Origin of the sequence: Kosakonia sp. (assembly GCF_032052965.1) — a bacterium.
Classification (GTDB): domain Bacteria; phylum Pseudomonadota; class Gammaproteobacteria; order Enterobacterales; family Enterobacteriaceae; genus Kosakonia.
This window is the reverse complement of sequence record NZ_DAMBVN010000011.1, coordinates 14,728-31,594: the sequence shown is the minus strand read 5'-3', so window position 1 is coordinate 31,594 and position 16,867 is coordinate 14,728. Positions and strand designations below refer to the sequence as shown.

The window sequence follows — 16,867 nt, the reverse complement described above, 5'->3', positions numbered from 1 at the left end:
CGTGAACAGACGAAATTTTCTCAAAGCCGCGTCCGGCGGGGCGCTGCTAGTGGCGGGGTCGTCGACGAGCTTTGCCGCTGCGCAAAATCGTCCGCCGATCCCGGGGGCGCTTGGCATGTTGTACGACTCCACGCTGTGTGTCGGCTGCCAGGCCTGTGTGACGCGTTGCCAGGATATCAATACCCCGCTGCGCAATCCGCAGGGCGAGCAAACCTGGTCTAATAACGACAAACTTACCCCTTATACCAACAACATTATCCAGGTCTGGCGTAGCGGGAGCGGGGAGAATAAAGATCGTCTGCAAGACGGTTACGCCTATATCAAAAAGCAGTGCATGCATTGTGTGGATGCCAACTGCGTTTCGGTCTGCCCGGTTCAGGCGCTGAAAAAAGACAGCAAAACCGGGATTGTTCACTACGACGCCAGCGTTTGTACCGGCTGCCGTTATTGTATGGTCGCCTGCCCGTTTGATGTGCCGAAATATGATTACAACAATCCCTTCGGTGAGTTGCATAAATGCCAATTATGCAATCAGAAAGGGGTTGAGCGGCTGGATAAAGGCGGGTTGCCCGGTTGCGTGGAGGTTTGCCCTGCGGGAGCGGTGATTTTTGGCACCCGCGAAGCGCTGCTGGCCGAGGCCAGAAAACGCCTCTCGCTGAAACCCGGCACTGACTATCTCTATCCCCGGCAAACGCTGAACTCGGCGGATACTTACCAACATCCTGTCGGCAGCTACTACCCGCACTTGTACGGTGAAAAAGAGGGCGGCGGCACGCAGGTGCTGGTGCTGACGGGGGTTCCCTATGAGGTGCTGGGCCTGCCGGCGCTTGATGATCTGGCAACCGGCGCTCGCTCCGAACATGTTCAGCATACGGTCTACAAAGGCATGATGTTGCCGCTGGCGGTGCTGGCAGGGCTGACTGCACTGGTGCGCCGGCATACCCGCAACGAGCACCATGAAGGAGGATCAGAAAATGAGTCATGATCCGCAACCGTTGGGTGGCAAGCTTCTCAGCAAACCCATCCTGCTTTTTGCGCCGCTGATCGTGTTATGCGCGATCTTTATCGTCAAACGTCTGGTCTTTGGGTTGGGATCGGTTTCCGATCTTAACGGTGGTTATCCGTGGGGGATCTGGATCGCCTTTGATTTGCTGATCGGCACCGGCTTTGCCTGTGGCGGTTGGGCGCTGGCCTGGGCGGTGTATGTCTTCAACCGGGGTGAATATCACCCGCTGGTTCGCCCGGCGCTGTTAGCCAGTCTGTTCGGCTATTCGCTGGGGGGACTGTCGATCACCATCGATGTGGGACGTTACTGGAATCTGCCTTACTTTTACATTCCCGGGCATTTTAATGTGAATTCGGTGCTGTTCGAAACCGCCGTCTGCATGACCATCTATATCGGTGTAATGGCGCTGGAGTTTGCGCCTGCGTTATTGGAGCGTCTGGGCTGGAAGGTGTCGCTACGCCGGTTGAATAAGGTGATGTTCTTTATTATCGCCCTTGGCGCCCTGTTACCGACTATGCACCAGTCCTCTATGGGGTCGCTGATGATTGCTGCCGGGTATAAGGTTTACCCACTGTGGCAGAGCTATGAAATGTTGCCGGTGTTTTCGTTACTGACGGCATTTATCATGGGCTTTTCGATTGTCATCTTTGAAGGCTCATTGTTGCAGGCCAGCCTGCGTGGCGAGGGGCCGGATGAAAAACGACTTTTCACCCGGTTAACCGCCACGCTCAGTGTTTTGCTGCTGATTTTTTTACTGCTGCGCGTGGGGGAAATTACCTGGCGCGATAAGTGGCATTACGCCTTTGCCGGGGATTTTTACAGCCTGATGTTCTGGCTGGAAATCGCATTGCTGCTCTTTCCGTTGCTGGTGCTGCGTTCGGCGCGTCTGCGCAACGATTCCCGTTTTTTGTTTATCGGCGCGTTAAGCATGCTGTTGGGGTGCGCTCTGTGGCGGCTCTCTTATTCGCTGTTAGCGTTTAATCCTGGCAACGGCTATCACTACTTCCCGGCCTGGGAAGAGATACTGATTTCTATCGGTTTTGTGGCAATTGAAGTCTGTGCGTACATTTTACTCCTGCGTCTGTTGCCGATTATTCCTCCGTTACAACGACAAGAACGTCATAAGGCGAGTGAAGCATGAGCCAACGAATTACCATCGATCCGGTGACCCGTATTGAGGGTCATTTACGCATTGACTGCGAAATTGAAAATGGGGTGGTGTCCAGGGCGTGGGCATCAGGCACGATGTGGCGCGGTATGGAAGAGATCGTGAAAAACCGTGATCCGCGCGATGCCTGGATCATTATGCAGCGCATTTGCGGGGTATGTACGACGATCCACGCCATTGCCTCGGTGCGCGCGGTCGAAAGTGCGCTGGAAATGAAAGTGCCTGTCAATGCCCAGTACATCCGTAACATTATTCTGGCCGCTCACTCCATTCATGATCATATTGTCCATTTTTACCAGCTTTCGGCGCTCGACTGGGTGGATATCACCTCTGCGTTAAATGCCGATCCGGCCAAAGCCGCGGCGCTGTTAAAAGGTCTCTCTGACTGGCCACTGAACAGCGAAAATGCGTTTAAAGAGGTACAGAACAAGATCAAAGCGCTGGTGGCCAGCGGGCAGTTGGGTATTTTCGCCAATGGCTATTGGGGGCATCCGGCGATGAAACTGCCGCCAGAAGTCAACCTGATAGCTGTTGCGCATTACCTGCAAGCTCTTGAGTGTCAGCGCGATGCCAACCGCATCGTGGCATTGCTGGGCGGTAAATCGCCGCACATTCAGAACATGGCTGTGGGCGGTGTCGCTAACCCGATCAATCTCGACGGGATTGAGGTGCTGAACCTGGAACGCCTGATGTACCTCAAGTCGTTTATCGATCGACTGCAGGGCTTTATCGAACAGGTTTACAAAGTGGACACGGCGGTCATTGCCGCGTTTTATCCGCAATGGCTGGAATTGGGTAAAGGCGGCGTGAACTATTTGAGTACGCCCGAGTTTCCTACTGACGGCAACAATGGCAGTTTTCTCTTTGCGGGCGGCTATATTGAAAACGCCGATCTCAGCACCTACAAAGCGATCACTGATTATAACGATCCCTTCCTGGTGAAAGGTATTCAGGAGAGTGCTAAACACGCCTGGTATAAAGATGACGCTCCGCAGGAGCCATGGCAGGGTACAACGGTACCTGATTACACGGGCTGGCAGGAAGAAGGCAAATACTCGTGGGTGAAATCGCCGACCTTTTACGGCAAAACAGTGGAGGTCGGGCCGCTGGCCAACATGCTGTGTAAACTGGCTGCGAAAAATGAAAAAACCACCAATAAACTCAATGAAATCGTCGAGATTTACCACAAACTCACCGGCAAAACCCTGGAGACTGCACAACTCCATTCCACGCTGGGGCGCATTATCGGGCGCACCGTGCATGCCTGCGAATTGCATCAGGTGGCCAGTCAGCAGTATCAGGCTTTAGTGGACAATATCGGCAAAGGTGACATGGAAACCTTTGTAAAGCCGGACATTCCCGCGAGTGGCGAGTACAAAGGTGTGGGCTTTCTGGAAGCGCCGCGCGGCATGCTCTCGCACTGGGTGGTGATCAAGGATGGCAAAATCGACAACTACCAGGCGGTGGTGCCGTCCACATGGAATGCCGGGCCGCGTAATTTTAACGATGAACCAGGCCCTTACGAATTGTCGCTGGTGGGCACCCCGGTTGCCGATCCACAAAAGCCGCTGGAAGTGGTGCGCACTATCCACTCGTTCGATCCCTGCATGTCCTGCGCCGTGCATGTACTGGATGCGGACGGTAACGACGTGGTGTCGGTGAAGGTGTTGTGATGTCGATTCTCGTGTTGGGAGTGGGCAATATTTTGCTCACCGATGAAGCGATTGGTGTGCGTGTTGTGGAGGCGCTGGAGCAGCGCTTTCACCTGCCGGAGCATGTAGAAGTGCTGGATGGCGGCACCGCGGGTATGGAACTGTTAAGCGCCATGGCGAACCGTGATCATCTGATCATTGTGGACGCCATTGTCACGCGGAAAAGCCAGCCGGGGGAGGTTATCTGTCTGCGGGACGATGCGGTGCCGACGCTTTTCAGCAATAAAATTTCACCGCACCAACTGGGGTTGTCTGATGTGCTGTCGGCGCTGCGTTTCACCGGCGAGTTCCCGGCGAAACTGACGCTGATAGGCGTGATACCGGCATCGCTGGAGCCACACATTGGTATGACGCCGGTTGTTGAGGCCAGCATCGACACCGCATTACAGGCGGTACTGGCGGCACTGGCGGAGTCCGAAGTGACGCTGCATTCCCGGGAGGCGCAGCATGCAGGATGAGTTTTCAGGCTTTGAGGCTTCGCCGCATGATGCAGTACAGGCTGCGTTAATGACTGTTGCCGACGGGGAAATGCGCGATTTACCGTTTGTTCACCCGCAAATGCCGGTCTACGTTACGCCATTCACCCTGTTTGAAGGGCAATGGCTGGGATGTGTGGTCACGCCATGGATGTTGAGCCTGGTGATTTTTCCTGGCCCGCAACAGTGCTGGGCGCGGCGCAGGGTGGGCGAACGTATCGGGCTGAAACTGCCCTACGGTGAGATGACATTTACCGTTGGCGAGTTGCCGCAGGTGGCGCAGTATCTCAGTTGTTCATTGATGTCGCCGTTGTCGCGCGATATCAACGCCGCGCAGGGGCCGCAACTGGCGAACGACTGCCTGAAAATGGCGCTCTCTCTGCCAGTGAGCGACGCCGTAAGCCGCCGGGCATTGCTTGGCAGGCTGAAGGGTGCTCAGCATGCATGAACTATCGCTGTGCCAGAATGCAGTCGAGATCATTGAACAGCAGGCCAGGCAACATGGCGCATCCCGGGTGACCGGGGTATGGCTGGAAGTGGGAGCGCTGGCCTGTGTTGAAGAAAGCGCGCTGCGTTTCGGTTTCGATATGGCCTGCCGCGATACGCTGGCGCAGGGCTGTGAGCTGCATATCATTCTTAAACCGGCGCAGGCATGGTGCTGGAATTGCAGTCAGACGGTAGAGGTTACTCGCTATGATGAGTGCCCGCGCTGTCACTGCCCAACGTTGCATATCGAACGCAGTGAAGGTGTGCAAATCAAAAGTATTGAAGTGGAGTAGCCGCGATGTGCATAGGCGTACCGGGCCAGGTCGTGGCCGTGGGAGAGGATTTTCATCAATTGGCGCAGGTCGATGTGTGCGGCGTGCGGCGCGAGGTTAATATCGCGCTGGTATGTGAAGGTGAACCGGGTGCATTGCTTGGGCAGTGGGTGTTGGTGCACGTCGGGTTTGCCATGAGTCTGATTGATGAAGAGGAAGCGAGAGCGACCCTGGAGGCGTTACGCAGTCTGGACCTGGAGGAGTTTTCACCTCAGGCGTGAGGCATTTCGGTTTTCTCATCGGTGATCATTTGCGTAACCAGCGCCAGGTTGCCGATTTTCACTTCGCTGGCGCGGTAAAATTTACTCTTATCTATCAACAATAACGACTGCTGCGCCCGACGTAATAACTGGGCTTTAAATGCCGCGTTATGGTGCGTGGAGTCCCACATTTCTCCGTCAGCGCTCACCCCCTCGCAGGAGAAGATAAACAAATCGATCTCAATCGTCTTTAGCAGGCTGCTAAGCGTCGGGTTGACATAGCAACGCTCGGAACGTTCCAGCTGCCCGCCAGAGCAGATCAGCGTGATGTTTTGCCGGCGGGCCATTTCCTGGCAGACCGGCAAACTGTTGGTAAACACGGTGAGGGCCATATCCGGCAGTTGCCGCGCAAGGTGAAAACAGGTTGAACTGGCATCCAGCGCCAGCGCCATCCCTTCGTCGATCCAGTTCAGCGCATGGCGGGCAATGTCGGCTTTATCAGCATAATGGCTTTTCAGCCGGGTACGAAACGGCTCGCCGCCATCCTGTTGTGGTGAGTGCAGCGTGCGTGCGCGGCCATGGCGCCGTACAATTTTGCCCTGCGTTTGCAGGTCGCTGAGATCCCGGCGGATTGTTTCGATGCTGACATTCAACTGGGCAGCCAGCGCCGCGGTGGTCAGGGTGTCATGATGGGTGAGCAGTTGCACGATCGTCTGCTGGCGCGCCGCTTTCATCGGTTATGCCTCCGCCCGTGCAGACAGAGAGAGGCGTCTCTGACCAATCGCCACGCCGTTTTTACCCGTATGTTTAATGTGATACATCGCCTGATCGGCGCGTTTTAACGCGCTGACAAAATCATCTCCCGTCTGTACTTCATCAATACCAATCGACGCGCCAACGGAGGCCTCGCCATTATCCAGTTCAAACGGGGTAAGGGCGGCGCGCAGGCAATGATGCGCGGTGCTGTTAATCATCAGGCTGCTGAGTGCGAAGGGTAATAACAGAACAAATTCGTCGCCACCGAGGCGACCAACAATGGCACCTTCCGGGCAGGCGCTGCGTAGCCGCTGGCTCAGCTGGATCAACAGTTCGTCACCGCTGCGGTGGCCGAAGGTATCGTTAACCCTTTTGAAATCATCCAGATCGATAAATGCGACGCATAACGGCCCGGCGCTCTTACATTCAGCAAAGTGGTGCAGCAGCGCATGTCGATTTGCCAGTCCGGTCAGCGGATCGTGATTCGCCAGCGCCGCCAGCTGCTCCTCATACTGCTTCTCTTTGGTCATGTCGATATGCGTACCGGTCACTTTCAACGGTTTACCGTTGTCATCCCGTTCCGTTACGCGACCGCGATCGAGTACCCAGGTGACGGTACCGTTTTTATGCTGCATGCGGTGCAGCGCTTCATAGAATGGGGTCTTGCCATGCAAATGATCGTAAAACGCCTCCAGCACACGCTGGCGATCCTCCACATGCAAATGCTCGCGCCAGACATCAAAGTGGGCGCTTAGCGCTTTTGGCTGGTAACCAAGCATCGCGCCCCATCGGCGATTGAAGATAATCAGCTTGCCGCTGGGCACATCTAACTGCCACAGGCACAGACCGGTGCCGTCCAGCGCTGCGCTGAGTTTGTTACGCGCGTCGCGTGCGATCCGCACCAGCCGGGCGTTATGCTTTTTCAGATTCTGGATCTGCTGTTTGAGCGCAATATCGGACATGAGGCGGCGTTCGGGTAAATAAAAGGCATTCTTACCAGTTATCCCGGTTATGTAAATACAGTGTGAAAAAAACAGTGAAAGGCACCCACTATAGGGGAGAAAACCGGGCAGGATACGCCCGGTTTGCAGGGTTACGCGTTGCGCTTATCTTCGGTCTGGGTGTCGAAGTCGCTGGCATCGTGGCGTTCGTGGAGTTGCTCATTCGGCTCGCCGAAGGTGCGGTTCACAATGCGCCCACGCTGCACTGCCGGGCGCGCAAGAATCTCTTTTGCCCAGCGTTGCACATGCGTGTAGCTACCTGCGTCAAGGAACTCCGCCGCGTTATAGACATTGCCCAGCACCACGTTGCCGTACCAGGGCCAAATCGCCATATCGGCAATGGTGTACTCATCGCCTGCGACAAATTTATGCTGCGCCAGTTGTTTGTCCAGCACATCCAGTTGGCGTTTGGCTTCCATGGTAAAGCGATTAATCGCGTACTCAATTTTTACCGGTGCGTAATTGTAGAAGTGGCCAAAGCCGCCGCCGAGGAACGGTGCTGAGCCTTGCAGCCAGAACAGCCAGTTCAGCGTCTCGGTGCGTGCTGCCGGTTCTTCAGGCAGGAAGTGACCAAACTTCTCCGCGAGATAGAGCAGAATTGCGCCGGATTCAAACACGCGCGTCGGCGGCGTGGTGGAATGATCGCGCAGCGCCGGGATTTTTGAGTTCGGGTTAACGTCAACAAAACCACTGGAAAACTGATCGCCTTCACCAATGCGGATTAACCAGGCGTCGTACTCAACCGACGTTACGCCTTTTGCCAGCAGCTCTTCCAGCATAATGGTTACTTTCTGCCCATTCGGGGTGCCGAGCGAATAGAGCTGCAGCGGATGTTTGCCAATGGGTAAGGTTTTCTCATGCGTCGGGCCGGAAAACGGGCGATTGATATTGGCGAATGCGCCACCGCCGGATTTATCCCACGTCCAGACTTTTGGAGGTTGATAGTTGTCTGACATTTTGGTCTGCCTTTTTGTTGAGTTACCAAAGCGTTAATAAACAAAAATTGAGTGTAGCAGTGCCTCAGCCAAGGATGCGCTGCGCCCAGACGCTGACATCATCGCCACTGCCGAGGTCGGCCTGTACCAGCCCGTTCACCATGAAAGTGGGTGAGACGTGGATACCGTTCTGGCGTGCATATTTGCAGTGCCATTTGATTTCACTTTGCAGTTCCGGGCGGGCGAACGCCTGCGACAGTTTCACTCCGCTGTACTGCTCGATCCGGTCGATGATCTGTTGCGGTGTGGCATCCATATTCGGCCCACTGCAATGATCGGTAAATTCAAACTCTTCACGGTGATCGGCCACCGCTTTCAGTACCTTGTGGGCTGCACTTTTGCCTTCCGGCAGGGTAGAAGCGGCAAGGATGCAGCGCACAATCACGCCGGAAAACAGATGCCAGGGCTGTGATTGCAGGCGGATCTTGACTGTCACATTCTCTTCCCCCACGGACTGGAGAAGCGCATCGAGCTTATTAAACGCGCGAACGGAGAAAGGGCAGGTTGGTTCGAGAAACACTTCAAACGTGCGCGGCCCGTGTCCCCAGCTTAATGGTTCGGCGTGTAAAGGCTGTTGGTTCATTTTCACTCCTGATATGGGATGTGGTTATCGTCTTTGAGAATATCAGGATGCGACAGAGACGGGGAGTGCGCTTTACCCTCGATGCGGTTAATGCCCGTCTTTGGTATGAGTTATTGAAATAACAGCATAATTCCGTCAGACAGCAACGGGTTAAACAGGTAACAGTGGATGATTTTTTGCCACGCTTCTGTACCTTGCGATGTGCCATCGCGCGCGGTAACAGGGCCTGTTTGTTGGCCATACCCTGGCGTAAGTTCACTTTTGCGGACCAGAAAATCCCCCTTAACCCTGTTTAACAATTAGCCATTAATGCCGCCGTTTTTTTTCCTGCGCACAAGTTAATCTGACTTAGATTATATTTTTCATAATTATTCTGATTTAAGTAAAATCTATAAAATATATTTTGGTGTGGTTGATATTTTAATTTCTTCTGTGAATGGTGCATTGTCAGCATTATTTGTTATTAATATGTTTTATTACCCTGTCGATAATCGTTATGAGGATCTTTTTTCGACTCAGATCGGAGGAGTCATTCGTCGCAGATTATCGGGTTTAACCCTTGGTGGAGATAATGATGCAGGAGATTCAGGCGATTCAGGCAAGCACGCACCTTGCCAGCACAAAAGAGACTATCACGCATAAAATTGAAACGGCGAACAGTGCAGACCATGGCTCAGGCCACCCAACGTCGTATCAGGATGACAGCACCAAAGTGACGCTCTCTGCGCGTGCAGAAAAACATAAAGAAGCGAAGGATATAAAAGCCGAACAGCAGGTTCAGGAAAAGAAAAAGGTGGAAAATCATGAAATTGATTATTCGCTGGCGATGTCTGGCATTCCGCAATATGGCGGAAGATTAGTGACCATTGTTAAATATCCTGACGGCCGTACGGAAATGATCGATGCGTTTTCCGGAAAAAAAGTGACACAGCAAGAGTTAGAAGAGGCGCAATTAGCGAAGCAAAATAGTCAGGTTGCGCAACAACAGCTGGAAGGCGTAAAAGCTATACAGAATGTCCCGGCAGAAAGTATCGGTCAGTCTGAAATGACAGACATGCAATAAGCTTTTGGCGTTATATCCTGTATATGATAAGGGTTATTCTTAACTGATTTGGGTAATTACGTGAGTACATCACTCGCATGATTCTGTTTTTGAATACGTTGCTTAAATATATCTTATATTAATTTAAGTCAAATATAATCGCCTTACGTATATATATTTAACTTAAGTCTGTAACTGCACAACTGCCTTTTCAGCGGATATTTAGCTGAGGATGTCGGCTATCTTTTGTTTGGTTATTTGGGATGGTTCAGAAGGTTTGCCGCCTGTTTTTGACAGGCGGCAAAAGGCTCAGAACAGCACCGAGTAATTTAAACCAAAGGTACGCCCACGCCCTTTATAGGTATATAAACCCGCCGCGCCATACGTTGGGCTGTACAGCCCCGGCGCACGCTGGCCCCAGGCCGTGGTGTAATCCTCATTCAGCAGGTTTTCGACGCTGAAGCTCAGCTTACCCACGGGTAAGGCATAGCTGCCCAGCAGATCCACCGTGTTGTAACCGTCAATTTTCTTGCCGTCTGCGTCCGAAAGCGAGAAGGTCTGAGTGCTTTGCAGTCGCAGCGTCCAGTCGCCTGGCGCCCAGTTGATCCATGCGCTGACTTTCGATGGACTGGCGCTGTCTACTGTTAACTTCTGCCATTTACCCTCGACGCGCGTTTGCGATTTAATGGCGTTAAAGTTGGCCCCGGTGCTCCACTCGCTGTCGGTAAAGAAGTAATCCACCTGGCCTTCAACCCCGTAAATACGACGCTGATCATCTTCAATATTGATGGTCATGTCGGACTTATTGATGTTGATGGTCTTGTCCGATAACGAATAGTAACCCGCAACCTGGGTGCGCAAGTTGTCTCCGGTGTAACGCCAGCCCAGCTCCCAGGCATCCACTTTGATGCCATCCAGCTTCGAGTCGTTCACGTTGACACTGTTAAGCAGGGTGTAATGGCCGTTCGCCAGCCGGTAAGTACCGGAGCCGTAATATTTAGCCAGATCAGGGATCTCAAAGCCTTGCGAGAAGTTAAACCACAACTGCTGGCGGTCACTGACATGACCGAGGATCCCGGCATTGAACAACAGATTGTTGTAGTCCGTTTTCCCGCCGGGAACAGCATCAGCAGAGGTGGCGCGGCCAGCGGCGATGGCCTGTTGCTGGGTATAACCAACGAAATCATCAACTTTATTTTCAGTGTACTGATAACGTACGCCACCGCTTAAGGTGATGGCCGCAATGTCGTAACTGCTTTGCAGGAACGGGGCGAAGTTGGTGATGCTGTAACCCGGATAGCGCCCGACATTGTAGGCATTATCCAGCTTCATGCCACCGCTGGCCGCAGCTTTATTGAGATCGAAAAATTGCTGATTGGCGTCGAAGGTTTCGTGTTCCGCATCGACCCCCCAGGTCAGTATTAACGCATCGACAGGCTTGCTATTGATGGTCAGCTTGCCGCCGTAGAAATCGGTCTTCTGCTGCGATGCGCCAATAGAGGTGACTTTGCCGCCAGAAAGAGTCGGGAACGGATAGAACGTGAGGCTTTCATCGCGGTAATAAATCTGCGCCAGCAAATCCTGTCCCCAGAAATCGCTATTAGCGTATTGCAGGTTGATTAAGTGGCGTTCGGTACCCGGCAGGCGGTCGGAATCAAGGTTTCCCTTGTTATATGCATTCCCCGAGCCGGTCACAGCCGAGAAGTTTTCCCCGAGGAACAGGCCATGTTTACCGTCTGACTGGCTCTTGTAATACTGAGTAGTTAATTGCAACTGCTGATGGTCATCCATGTTCAGCGTGCCGGTGCCCATCACATCCAGACGATCGGAGTACTGTAAACCGGTCTGGGTGTTATCAATAATGACCTCATTGCCTTTGCCGTCATACCAGCCACCATAGCGCTGATACGCAACTGACAGGCGACCCGAGGCGTTATCATTGCCCCCGCTGACAGCCGCGGCAATATTTTCATCATGATCGTTATGGCTGTTAAAGCCGCTTTTCGTGCCGGTCTGAAATTCAAGCTGGGTATCCGGCTGACCTTTCTTGGTCACAATATTAATCAGGCCACCCGTACTGCCGCCGCCATAGAGTGAGGTTGCGCCAGAAATCACTTCAATGCGTTCAATATTAAACGGATCGATGGAGTCCAGTTGCCGGCTGTCGCTGCGTGAGGAGTTCAAACGCACGCCGTCGACCATGACCATCATCGAACGACCACGCATATTCATTCCGTAGTTTGTCCGGCCCTGGCTGCTGACATCCATGCCAGGAATAAGCTGAGCCAGCACCTCTTTTAACTCTTTACCGCCCTGAACTTGCTGCTCAATTTCCGCCTGCTCAATAACCCAGGTGGTTTGCGCCATATCGGTAATGCTGTGATTTGCCCTGCTGGCGGCGACAACCAACGTCTCTTCTTTTTGGCCCTCAGCCCAGCCTGGTGTGGAAAACATCATCAGTAAGCAGGGGTTTAAAGCCCAAAGATAGCGATGCTTCATTGTTATTCATTCCCGTGTAATCAGAAATAGTGCGGCGTTGACACTCCTTCGCGCGCAAATGGCATCACACCGTGTCATGGTAGTGATTATCGTTATGATAAGAATTATTGTTAACGTGTAAATGCTTTGTGTAAAAAAATATTACTTTAATGTGTTGATTTCCATGCTTTTTATAGGGTTTTTGGTGTGGCGAAACCGGGTCTGGCGTTATTTCCGCCCGGCAGGAAAGAAGAGGGGGGAAAGCTGGCGATTGGCCTGTCGTGCAGGTTAAAAGAGAGGGTTAGCGCCTGGCTTTATTGTGCTTTTCTTTATAATCGGCAATGGCCTGATTAATGTTATCTGTGGCGAAAGTGTCGATCTGCTGGCCTTCGAAAAAGACAGCGTATTGGCCCGATTGATATTTGAATGTGAATATCTTGCCCTGGTAACGCACGCGTTTTTCTTTTACCGATAAACCCCTACTGCGCATAGCGACTTTAGCCATTGTGTCTATTTTTTTATTGCTCATGATTTTCTTACTTACCTGTGCAGGCGCTCTTGCGATGTTTATTAATCCTACTAAGTATACTGTTAATTTGCGATCCGCTAAAAGGAAAGTAAAGGGTGCGAGAGACGGGGAAGTAATAACAGATTAAATATTTCTTAAACGTTTTAAGGTTTTCTTAAGCTTAAGATAATCCTGCTATTCAAGAATAGCGTATTCATTTGTGTTTCTGTTTTTTTCTTCTATTAAATTTTGAAGTGTTATTCTTGATAATAATTCCGATTCTCATTCCATTGCCGCTGCGATTACACTCCTGGCGAGTCTGCAGACGTTCGCTATTACACCCATAAAAAAAGGAGTGATGATGAAGAATCGCTTTTTGCCTTTCTGTTCTCTTGCACTGGTTATTTCTTCCGTTTTCGTTATGTCTACTGCATCGGCGGCAAATAACGATGAAGGTATCATTGTTTACAATGCGCAGCATGAGAATCTGACGAAATCCTGGGTTGATGAATTCACCAAAGAAACCGGGATTAAAGTCACGCTGCGTAATGGCGGCGATACGGAGCTGGGTAACCAACTGGTCCAGGAGGGCAGCGTCTCTCCGGCGGATGTCTTCCTGACTGAAAATTCTCCGGCCATGACGCTGGTGGATAATGCAAATCTGTTTGCCCCGCTGGATACCGATACGCTGAAACAGGTTCCTGCGCAATATCGCCCTGCACACGGTCGCTGGATTGGCATTGCCGCGCGCAGCACCGTGTTTGTGTACAACCCGGCCAAAATCAGCGAGGCGCAATTGCCCGCCTCACTGATGGATTTAGCTAAACCAGAATGGAAAGGCCGCTGGGCGGCTTCTCCTTCCGGGGCTGATTTCCAGGCGATTGTCAGCGCGATGCTGTCGCTAAAAGGCGAAAAAGCGACGCTTGAGTGGCTGAAAGGGATGAAAAACAACTTCACCCCGTACAAAGGAAACAGCACGGTAATGAAAGCGGTGAATGCCGGGCAGATTGATAGCGGGGTCATTTATCACTATTACTATTTTGTTGATCAGGCCAAAACGGGTGAGAACAGTAAAAATGTTCAGCTTCACTACTTCAAACATCAGGATCCGGGCGCGTTTGTCAGTATCTCCGGTGGTGGCGTACTGGCTTCCAGTAAACATCAAAAACAGGCGCAGGCGTTTATCAAATGGATCACCGGCAAGGCGGGTCAGGAGATGTTGCGAACAAACACGGCGTTTGAGTACGCGGTAGGCGTGAATTCCACCTCCAATGAGAAACTGATCCCGCTGAATAAGCTGGATGCGCCTAAAGTGGAGCCGTCGCAGCTGAACAGTAAAAAAGTCAGTGAATTGATGACCGAAGCGGGTCTGTTGTAATTCCGTTACCCTGAGCGCCTTATGTCGAGTTTAGCGTTATCATCGTCCGTCAACGCGACCCGCCGGACGATCCGCCATCGCCCGTCCGCGTTGTTGGTCTTGTTAGCTGTTTTTGTCGCCTTGCTGGCTTTGCTCCCCGTGTGCTTTGTTGTCGCCGTGGGGATCGAGACTGGATGGACGACCGTTAAGGCGCTCATCTTTCGCCCCCGCGTGGGCGAACTGATGAGCAATACTGCCTTGTTAATTGCCATCACAGTGCCTGCCTGCGTGACGCTGGGCACAGCAATGGCGTGGCTAACAGAGCGAACATCACTACCCGCCCGCAGGCTGTGGTCGGTACTGGCAGTTGCGCCGCTGGCTATTCCGGCATTTGTGCAAAGCTATGCGTGGATGAGTATTGCACCGGGTTTCAATGGCCTTGCTGCGGCGGTATTTATCTCGGTACTGGCCTATTTTCCGTTTATCTATATGCCCGTGGCAGCCGTATTGCGGCGTCTCGATCCCAGTCTGGAAGATGTTGCGGCGTCGTTGGGTACCCCGCCGTGGCAGGTTTTTTTTCGCGTCATCCTTCCGCAACTGAAACTGGCGCTCTGTGGAGGCGCGCTACTGGTTGCGCTGCACTTGCTGGCGGAATATGGCCTGTTTGTGATGATCCGTTTTGATACCTTCACGACGGCGATTTATGACCAGTTTCAGTCAACCTTTAGCGGCCCGGCAGCCAACATGTTGGCCGGCGTGCTTGCGCTCTGCTGCCTTGGTTTATTGCTGCTGGAAAGCGCTGCGCGCGGAACCGCACGCTATGCGCGTGTCGGAGCGGGCGCGCCACGGCGGCAACCCGTGCGCGTACTGGGGTGTTGCGGTGTGGCCGTGGGGCTGTTGCTGGCGGTGGGCACTGTGGTGTTATCGCTCGGCACGCCGGTTGTGGTTCTTGGCCGTTGGTTGTGGCTCGGCGGCATAGCGAACTGGCACAACGCCGATCTGTGGCTCTCGTTACACCAGACGCTCACCCTGGCGCTTAGCGGTGCGCTGATTACTACCTTTTTTGCGCTGCCCACCGCGTGGCTGGCGGTGCGCCACCCACGTCCCTTATTCCGTCTGCTAGAGGGGTGTAATTACGTTGCCAGCGCCCTGCCTGGCATTGTTGTTGCGCTGGCCTTGGTGACGGTAACCATTCATTATGCGCGGCCGATTTATCAAACCGAAGTGACGCTTTTTCTCGCCTATTTGCTGATGTTTATGCCCAGGGCATTGATTAACCTGCGTGCCGGTATTGCTCAGGCTCCGGTGGAGCTGGAACACGTAGCGCAAAGTTTAGGCACTCCGCCGACGCTGGCGCTGGTTCGGGTCACGCTACGGCTGGCGGCACCTGGCGCGTCTGCCGCTGCGGCGCTGGTTTTCCTGGGGGCAAGTAATGAGCTCACCGCCACGTTATTGCTCTCCCCGACGGGCACCCGCACGCTGGCAACGGGATTTTGGGCCTTAACCAGTGAGATTGATTATGTAGCCGCCGCGCCTTACGCCCTGTTGATGATCCTGATTTCGCTGCCATTAACCGGCCTGCTGTATAAGCAATCACAAAAACTTTCAGGTCTTTAAGATGTTAGAACTCACGCATATTTCGAAAGCTTTTGGCGCTGCAAAAGTGCTGGATAATATCAGCCTGTCGATCCCACCCGGCAGCCGAACGGCGATCGTCGGGCCTTCAGGCTCCGGGAAGACCACGTTGCTGCGCCTGATTGCCGGGTTCGACGCACCGGACAGCGGGCAGATTATGCTGCAGGGCAAGCCGCTGTTTGCCGACGGGCAGTTTGTGCCCGCGCACCAGCGCAGGATCGGCTTTGTGCCGCAGGAGGGCGCGCTGTTTCCCCACCTGCGTGTGGGCGAGAATATTGCCTGGGGGCTGAGTGGCTCCCGGCAGGCAAAGCAGACTCGTGTGGCAGAACTGATGGCGATGGTGGCGCTGGATGGTCAACTGGCGCAGCGCTGGCCGCATGAGATTTCCGGCGGCCAGCAACAGCGTGTGGCGCTTGCCAGAGCGCTGGCTCAGCAACCGGCCATTATGTTGCTGGATGAGCCTTTCTCCGCACTCGATACCGGATTACGTGCGGCCACACGTAAAGCGACGGCCGCGTTGTTAACCCAGGCGGGCGTCGCCGCGATTCTGGTGACACATGATCAGAAAGAGGCGCTCTCCTTCGCCAGCCAAATTGCTGTTATCCGCCATGGGCGCTTTACGCAGGTCGGGTCGCCGCTTGAGGTGTACTCGCAGCCGGTGGATGAAGAGACAGCGCTGTTTTTAGGTGATGCGTTGATCCTCCCTGCCGAGGTGGCACAAGGGAAAGCGCGCTGTCTGTTGGGCGAGGTGGCTGTTGGGCAGACTGACCTGCAGGGTTCTCAACGGATCCTGTTGCGCCCGGAACAGATCAGAATAGAGCGCTGTGCAGATGACTGCATTTATCCACAGGCACAAATTGTGGACATCGACTTTGCCGGGTACCTTTCATCGCTCACGCTGTTATTTTCGCCGAGTGGTGAATCCCTGGTGTTGCCGGGCGTTACCGATGCCAGCTGGTTGCCTGGCATGAAGGTGAAGGTCAATGTGACCGGGCGCGCTCGTGTTTTTCCTCGCTGATATGCAGCCCGGTTCCCGCCGGGCTACATAAGCAATTGTCATATTTTTGAAACCGATCTCAAAACTGCGTTTCTCATTGTGTAAAACTTCGTTTCGTTTTATGAGTTTATAAAT

Annotated in this window: 17 protein-coding genes; 11 read left to right on the top strand and 6 right to left on the bottom strand. The window is 53.3% G+C overall.

Translation table 11 applies throughout. The annotated features are described in order from the left end of the window. Position 1 precedes the first annotated feature (1 nt). The 7 genes from hybA to hybG are packed head-to-tail and all read left to right on the top strand — an operon-like array spanning position 2 to position 5,401. Positions 2 to 985 (top strand): hydrogenase 2 operon protein HybA, encoded by a 984-nt coding sequence (gene hybA, locus RTX30_RS14270; protein WP_312690817.1) that lies wholly within the window; start codon positions 2 to 4, stop codon positions 983 to 985. Continuing rightward, entirely contained in the window at positions 975 to 2,147 is a 1,173-nt protein-coding gene (hybB, locus tag RTX30_RS14265) for a Ni/Fe-hydrogenase cytochrome b subunit (protein WP_312690816.1), read from the top strand. Before hybA ends, hybB begins: the two co-directional genes overlap by 11 nt. Beyond that, positions 2,144 to 3,847, top strand: coding sequence for a hydrogenase 2 large subunit (hybC, locus tag RTX30_RS14260; protein ID WP_312690815.1), 1,704 nt, complete (start codon positions 2,144 to 2,146; stop codon positions 3,845 to 3,847). Before hybB ends, hybC begins: the two co-directional genes overlap by 4 nt. Then, the gene (locus RTX30_RS14255) at positions 3,847 to 4,344 is read left to right on the top strand and encodes a HyaD/HybD family hydrogenase maturation endopeptidase (RefSeq protein WP_312690814.1); all 498 of its coding nucleotides are present in this window, start codon (positions 3,847 to 3,849) and stop codon (positions 4,342 to 4,344) included. Before hybC ends, RTX30_RS14255 begins: the two co-directional genes overlap by 1 nt. After that, the gene (gene hybE / locus RTX30_RS14250) at positions 4,334 to 4,810 is read left to right on the top strand and encodes a hydrogenase-2 assembly chaperone (RefSeq protein WP_312690813.1); all 477 of its coding nucleotides are present in this window, start codon (positions 4,334 to 4,336) and stop codon (positions 4,808 to 4,810) included. Before RTX30_RS14255 ends, hybE begins: the two co-directional genes overlap by 11 nt. After that, positions 4,803 to 5,141 carry a hydrogenase maturation nickel metallochaperone HypA gene (gene hypA, locus RTX30_RS14245; protein WP_312690812.1) on the top strand — a complete coding sequence of 113 codons (339 nt, stop codon included), beginning with the start codon at positions 4,803 to 4,805 and terminating at the stop codon, positions 5,139 to 5,141. Before hybE ends, hypA begins: the two co-directional genes overlap by 8 nt. 5 nt (positions 5,142 to 5,146) lie before the next feature. Then, positions 5,147 to 5,401 carry a hydrogenase maturation factor HybG gene (gene hybG, locus RTX30_RS14240; RefSeq protein WP_312690811.1) on the top strand — a complete coding sequence of 85 codons (255 nt, stop codon included), beginning with the start codon at positions 5,147 to 5,149 and terminating at the stop codon, positions 5,399 to 5,401. Here the strand turns inward: hybG and fucR are convergent. The 4 genes from fucR to RTX30_RS14220 all read right to left on the bottom strand — a co-directional run bounded on the left by fucR (position 5,392) and on the right by RTX30_RS14220 (position 8,715). Next, on the bottom strand, positions 5,392 to 6,114 hold the full coding sequence (gene fucR / locus RTX30_RS14235; RefSeq protein ID WP_312690810.1) for an L-fucose operon activator: 723 nt from the start codon (positions 6,112 to 6,114) through the stop codon (positions 5,392 to 5,394). The two genes, hybG and fucR, sit on opposite strands and share 10 nt — an antisense overlap. A 3-nt stretch (positions 6,115 to 6,117) precedes the next feature. Beyond that, positions 6,118 to 7,098 carry a sensor domain-containing diguanylate cyclase gene (locus tag RTX30_RS14230; RefSeq protein ID WP_312690809.1) on the bottom strand — a complete coding sequence of 327 codons (981 nt, stop codon included), beginning with the start codon at positions 7,096 to 7,098 and terminating at the stop codon, positions 6,118 to 6,120. A gap of 131 nt (positions 7,099 to 7,229) precedes the next feature. Beyond that, positions 7,230 to 8,093 carry a glutathione-dependent disulfide-bond oxidoreductase gene (gene yghU, locus RTX30_RS14225; protein WP_312690808.1) on the bottom strand — a complete coding sequence of 288 codons (864 nt, stop codon included), beginning with the start codon at positions 8,091 to 8,093 and terminating at the stop codon, positions 7,230 to 7,232. A 64-nt stretch (positions 8,094 to 8,157) separates the two neighbouring features. Then, positions 8,158 to 8,715 carry a thioredoxin domain-containing protein gene (locus RTX30_RS14220; protein WP_312690807.1) on the bottom strand — a complete coding sequence of 186 codons (558 nt, stop codon included), beginning with the start codon at positions 8,713 to 8,715 and terminating at the stop codon, positions 8,158 to 8,160. A gap of 571 nt (positions 8,716 to 9,286) precedes the next feature. Between RTX30_RS14220 and RTX30_RS14215 the strand changes: the two genes are divergently transcribed. Continuing rightward, positions 9,287 to 9,778 carry a hypothetical protein gene (locus tag RTX30_RS14215; protein ID WP_312690806.1) on the top strand — a complete coding sequence of 164 codons (492 nt, stop codon included), beginning with the start codon at positions 9,287 to 9,289 and terminating at the stop codon, positions 9,776 to 9,778. 288 nt (positions 9,779 to 10,066) lie between these two features. On the opposite strand, the gene RTX30_RS14210 is transcribed toward RTX30_RS14215, so the two are convergent. Next, positions 10,067 to 12,256: a TonB-dependent siderophore receptor gene (locus tag RTX30_RS14210; protein WP_312690805.1), complete on the bottom strand. Its 2,190-nt coding sequence runs from the start codon at positions 12,254 to 12,256 to the stop codon at positions 10,067 to 10,069. Between the two features lie 280 nt (positions 12,257 to 12,536). Next, a complete protein-coding gene (locus RTX30_RS14205) occupies positions 12,537 to 12,764 on the bottom strand; it encodes a hypothetical protein (RefSeq protein ID WP_312690804.1) in 228 nt (75 codons plus the stop codon). A gap of 340 nt (positions 12,765 to 13,104) precedes the next feature. Between RTX30_RS14205 and RTX30_RS14200 the strand changes: the two genes are divergently transcribed. From RTX30_RS14200 to RTX30_RS14190, 3 genes are read left to right on the top strand one after another with little or no spacing between them, the layout of a single operon-like run. Beyond that, positions 13,105 to 14,121: an iron ABC transporter substrate-binding protein gene (locus tag RTX30_RS14200; RefSeq protein ID WP_312690919.1), complete on the top strand. Its 1,017-nt coding sequence runs from the start codon at positions 13,105 to 13,107 to the stop codon at positions 14,119 to 14,121. Positions 14,122 to 14,142: 21 nt separating this feature from the next. Then, positions 14,143 to 15,717: an iron ABC transporter permease gene (locus tag RTX30_RS14195; RefSeq protein ID WP_312690803.1), complete on the top strand. Its 1,575-nt coding sequence runs from the start codon at positions 14,143 to 14,145 to the stop codon at positions 15,715 to 15,717. A 1-nt stretch (position 15,718) separates the two neighbouring features. Further along, entirely contained in the window at positions 15,719 to 16,753 is a 1,035-nt protein-coding gene (locus tag RTX30_RS14190; protein WP_312690802.1) for an ABC transporter ATP-binding protein, read from the top strand. Positions 16,754 to 16,867 lie beyond the last annotated feature (114 nt).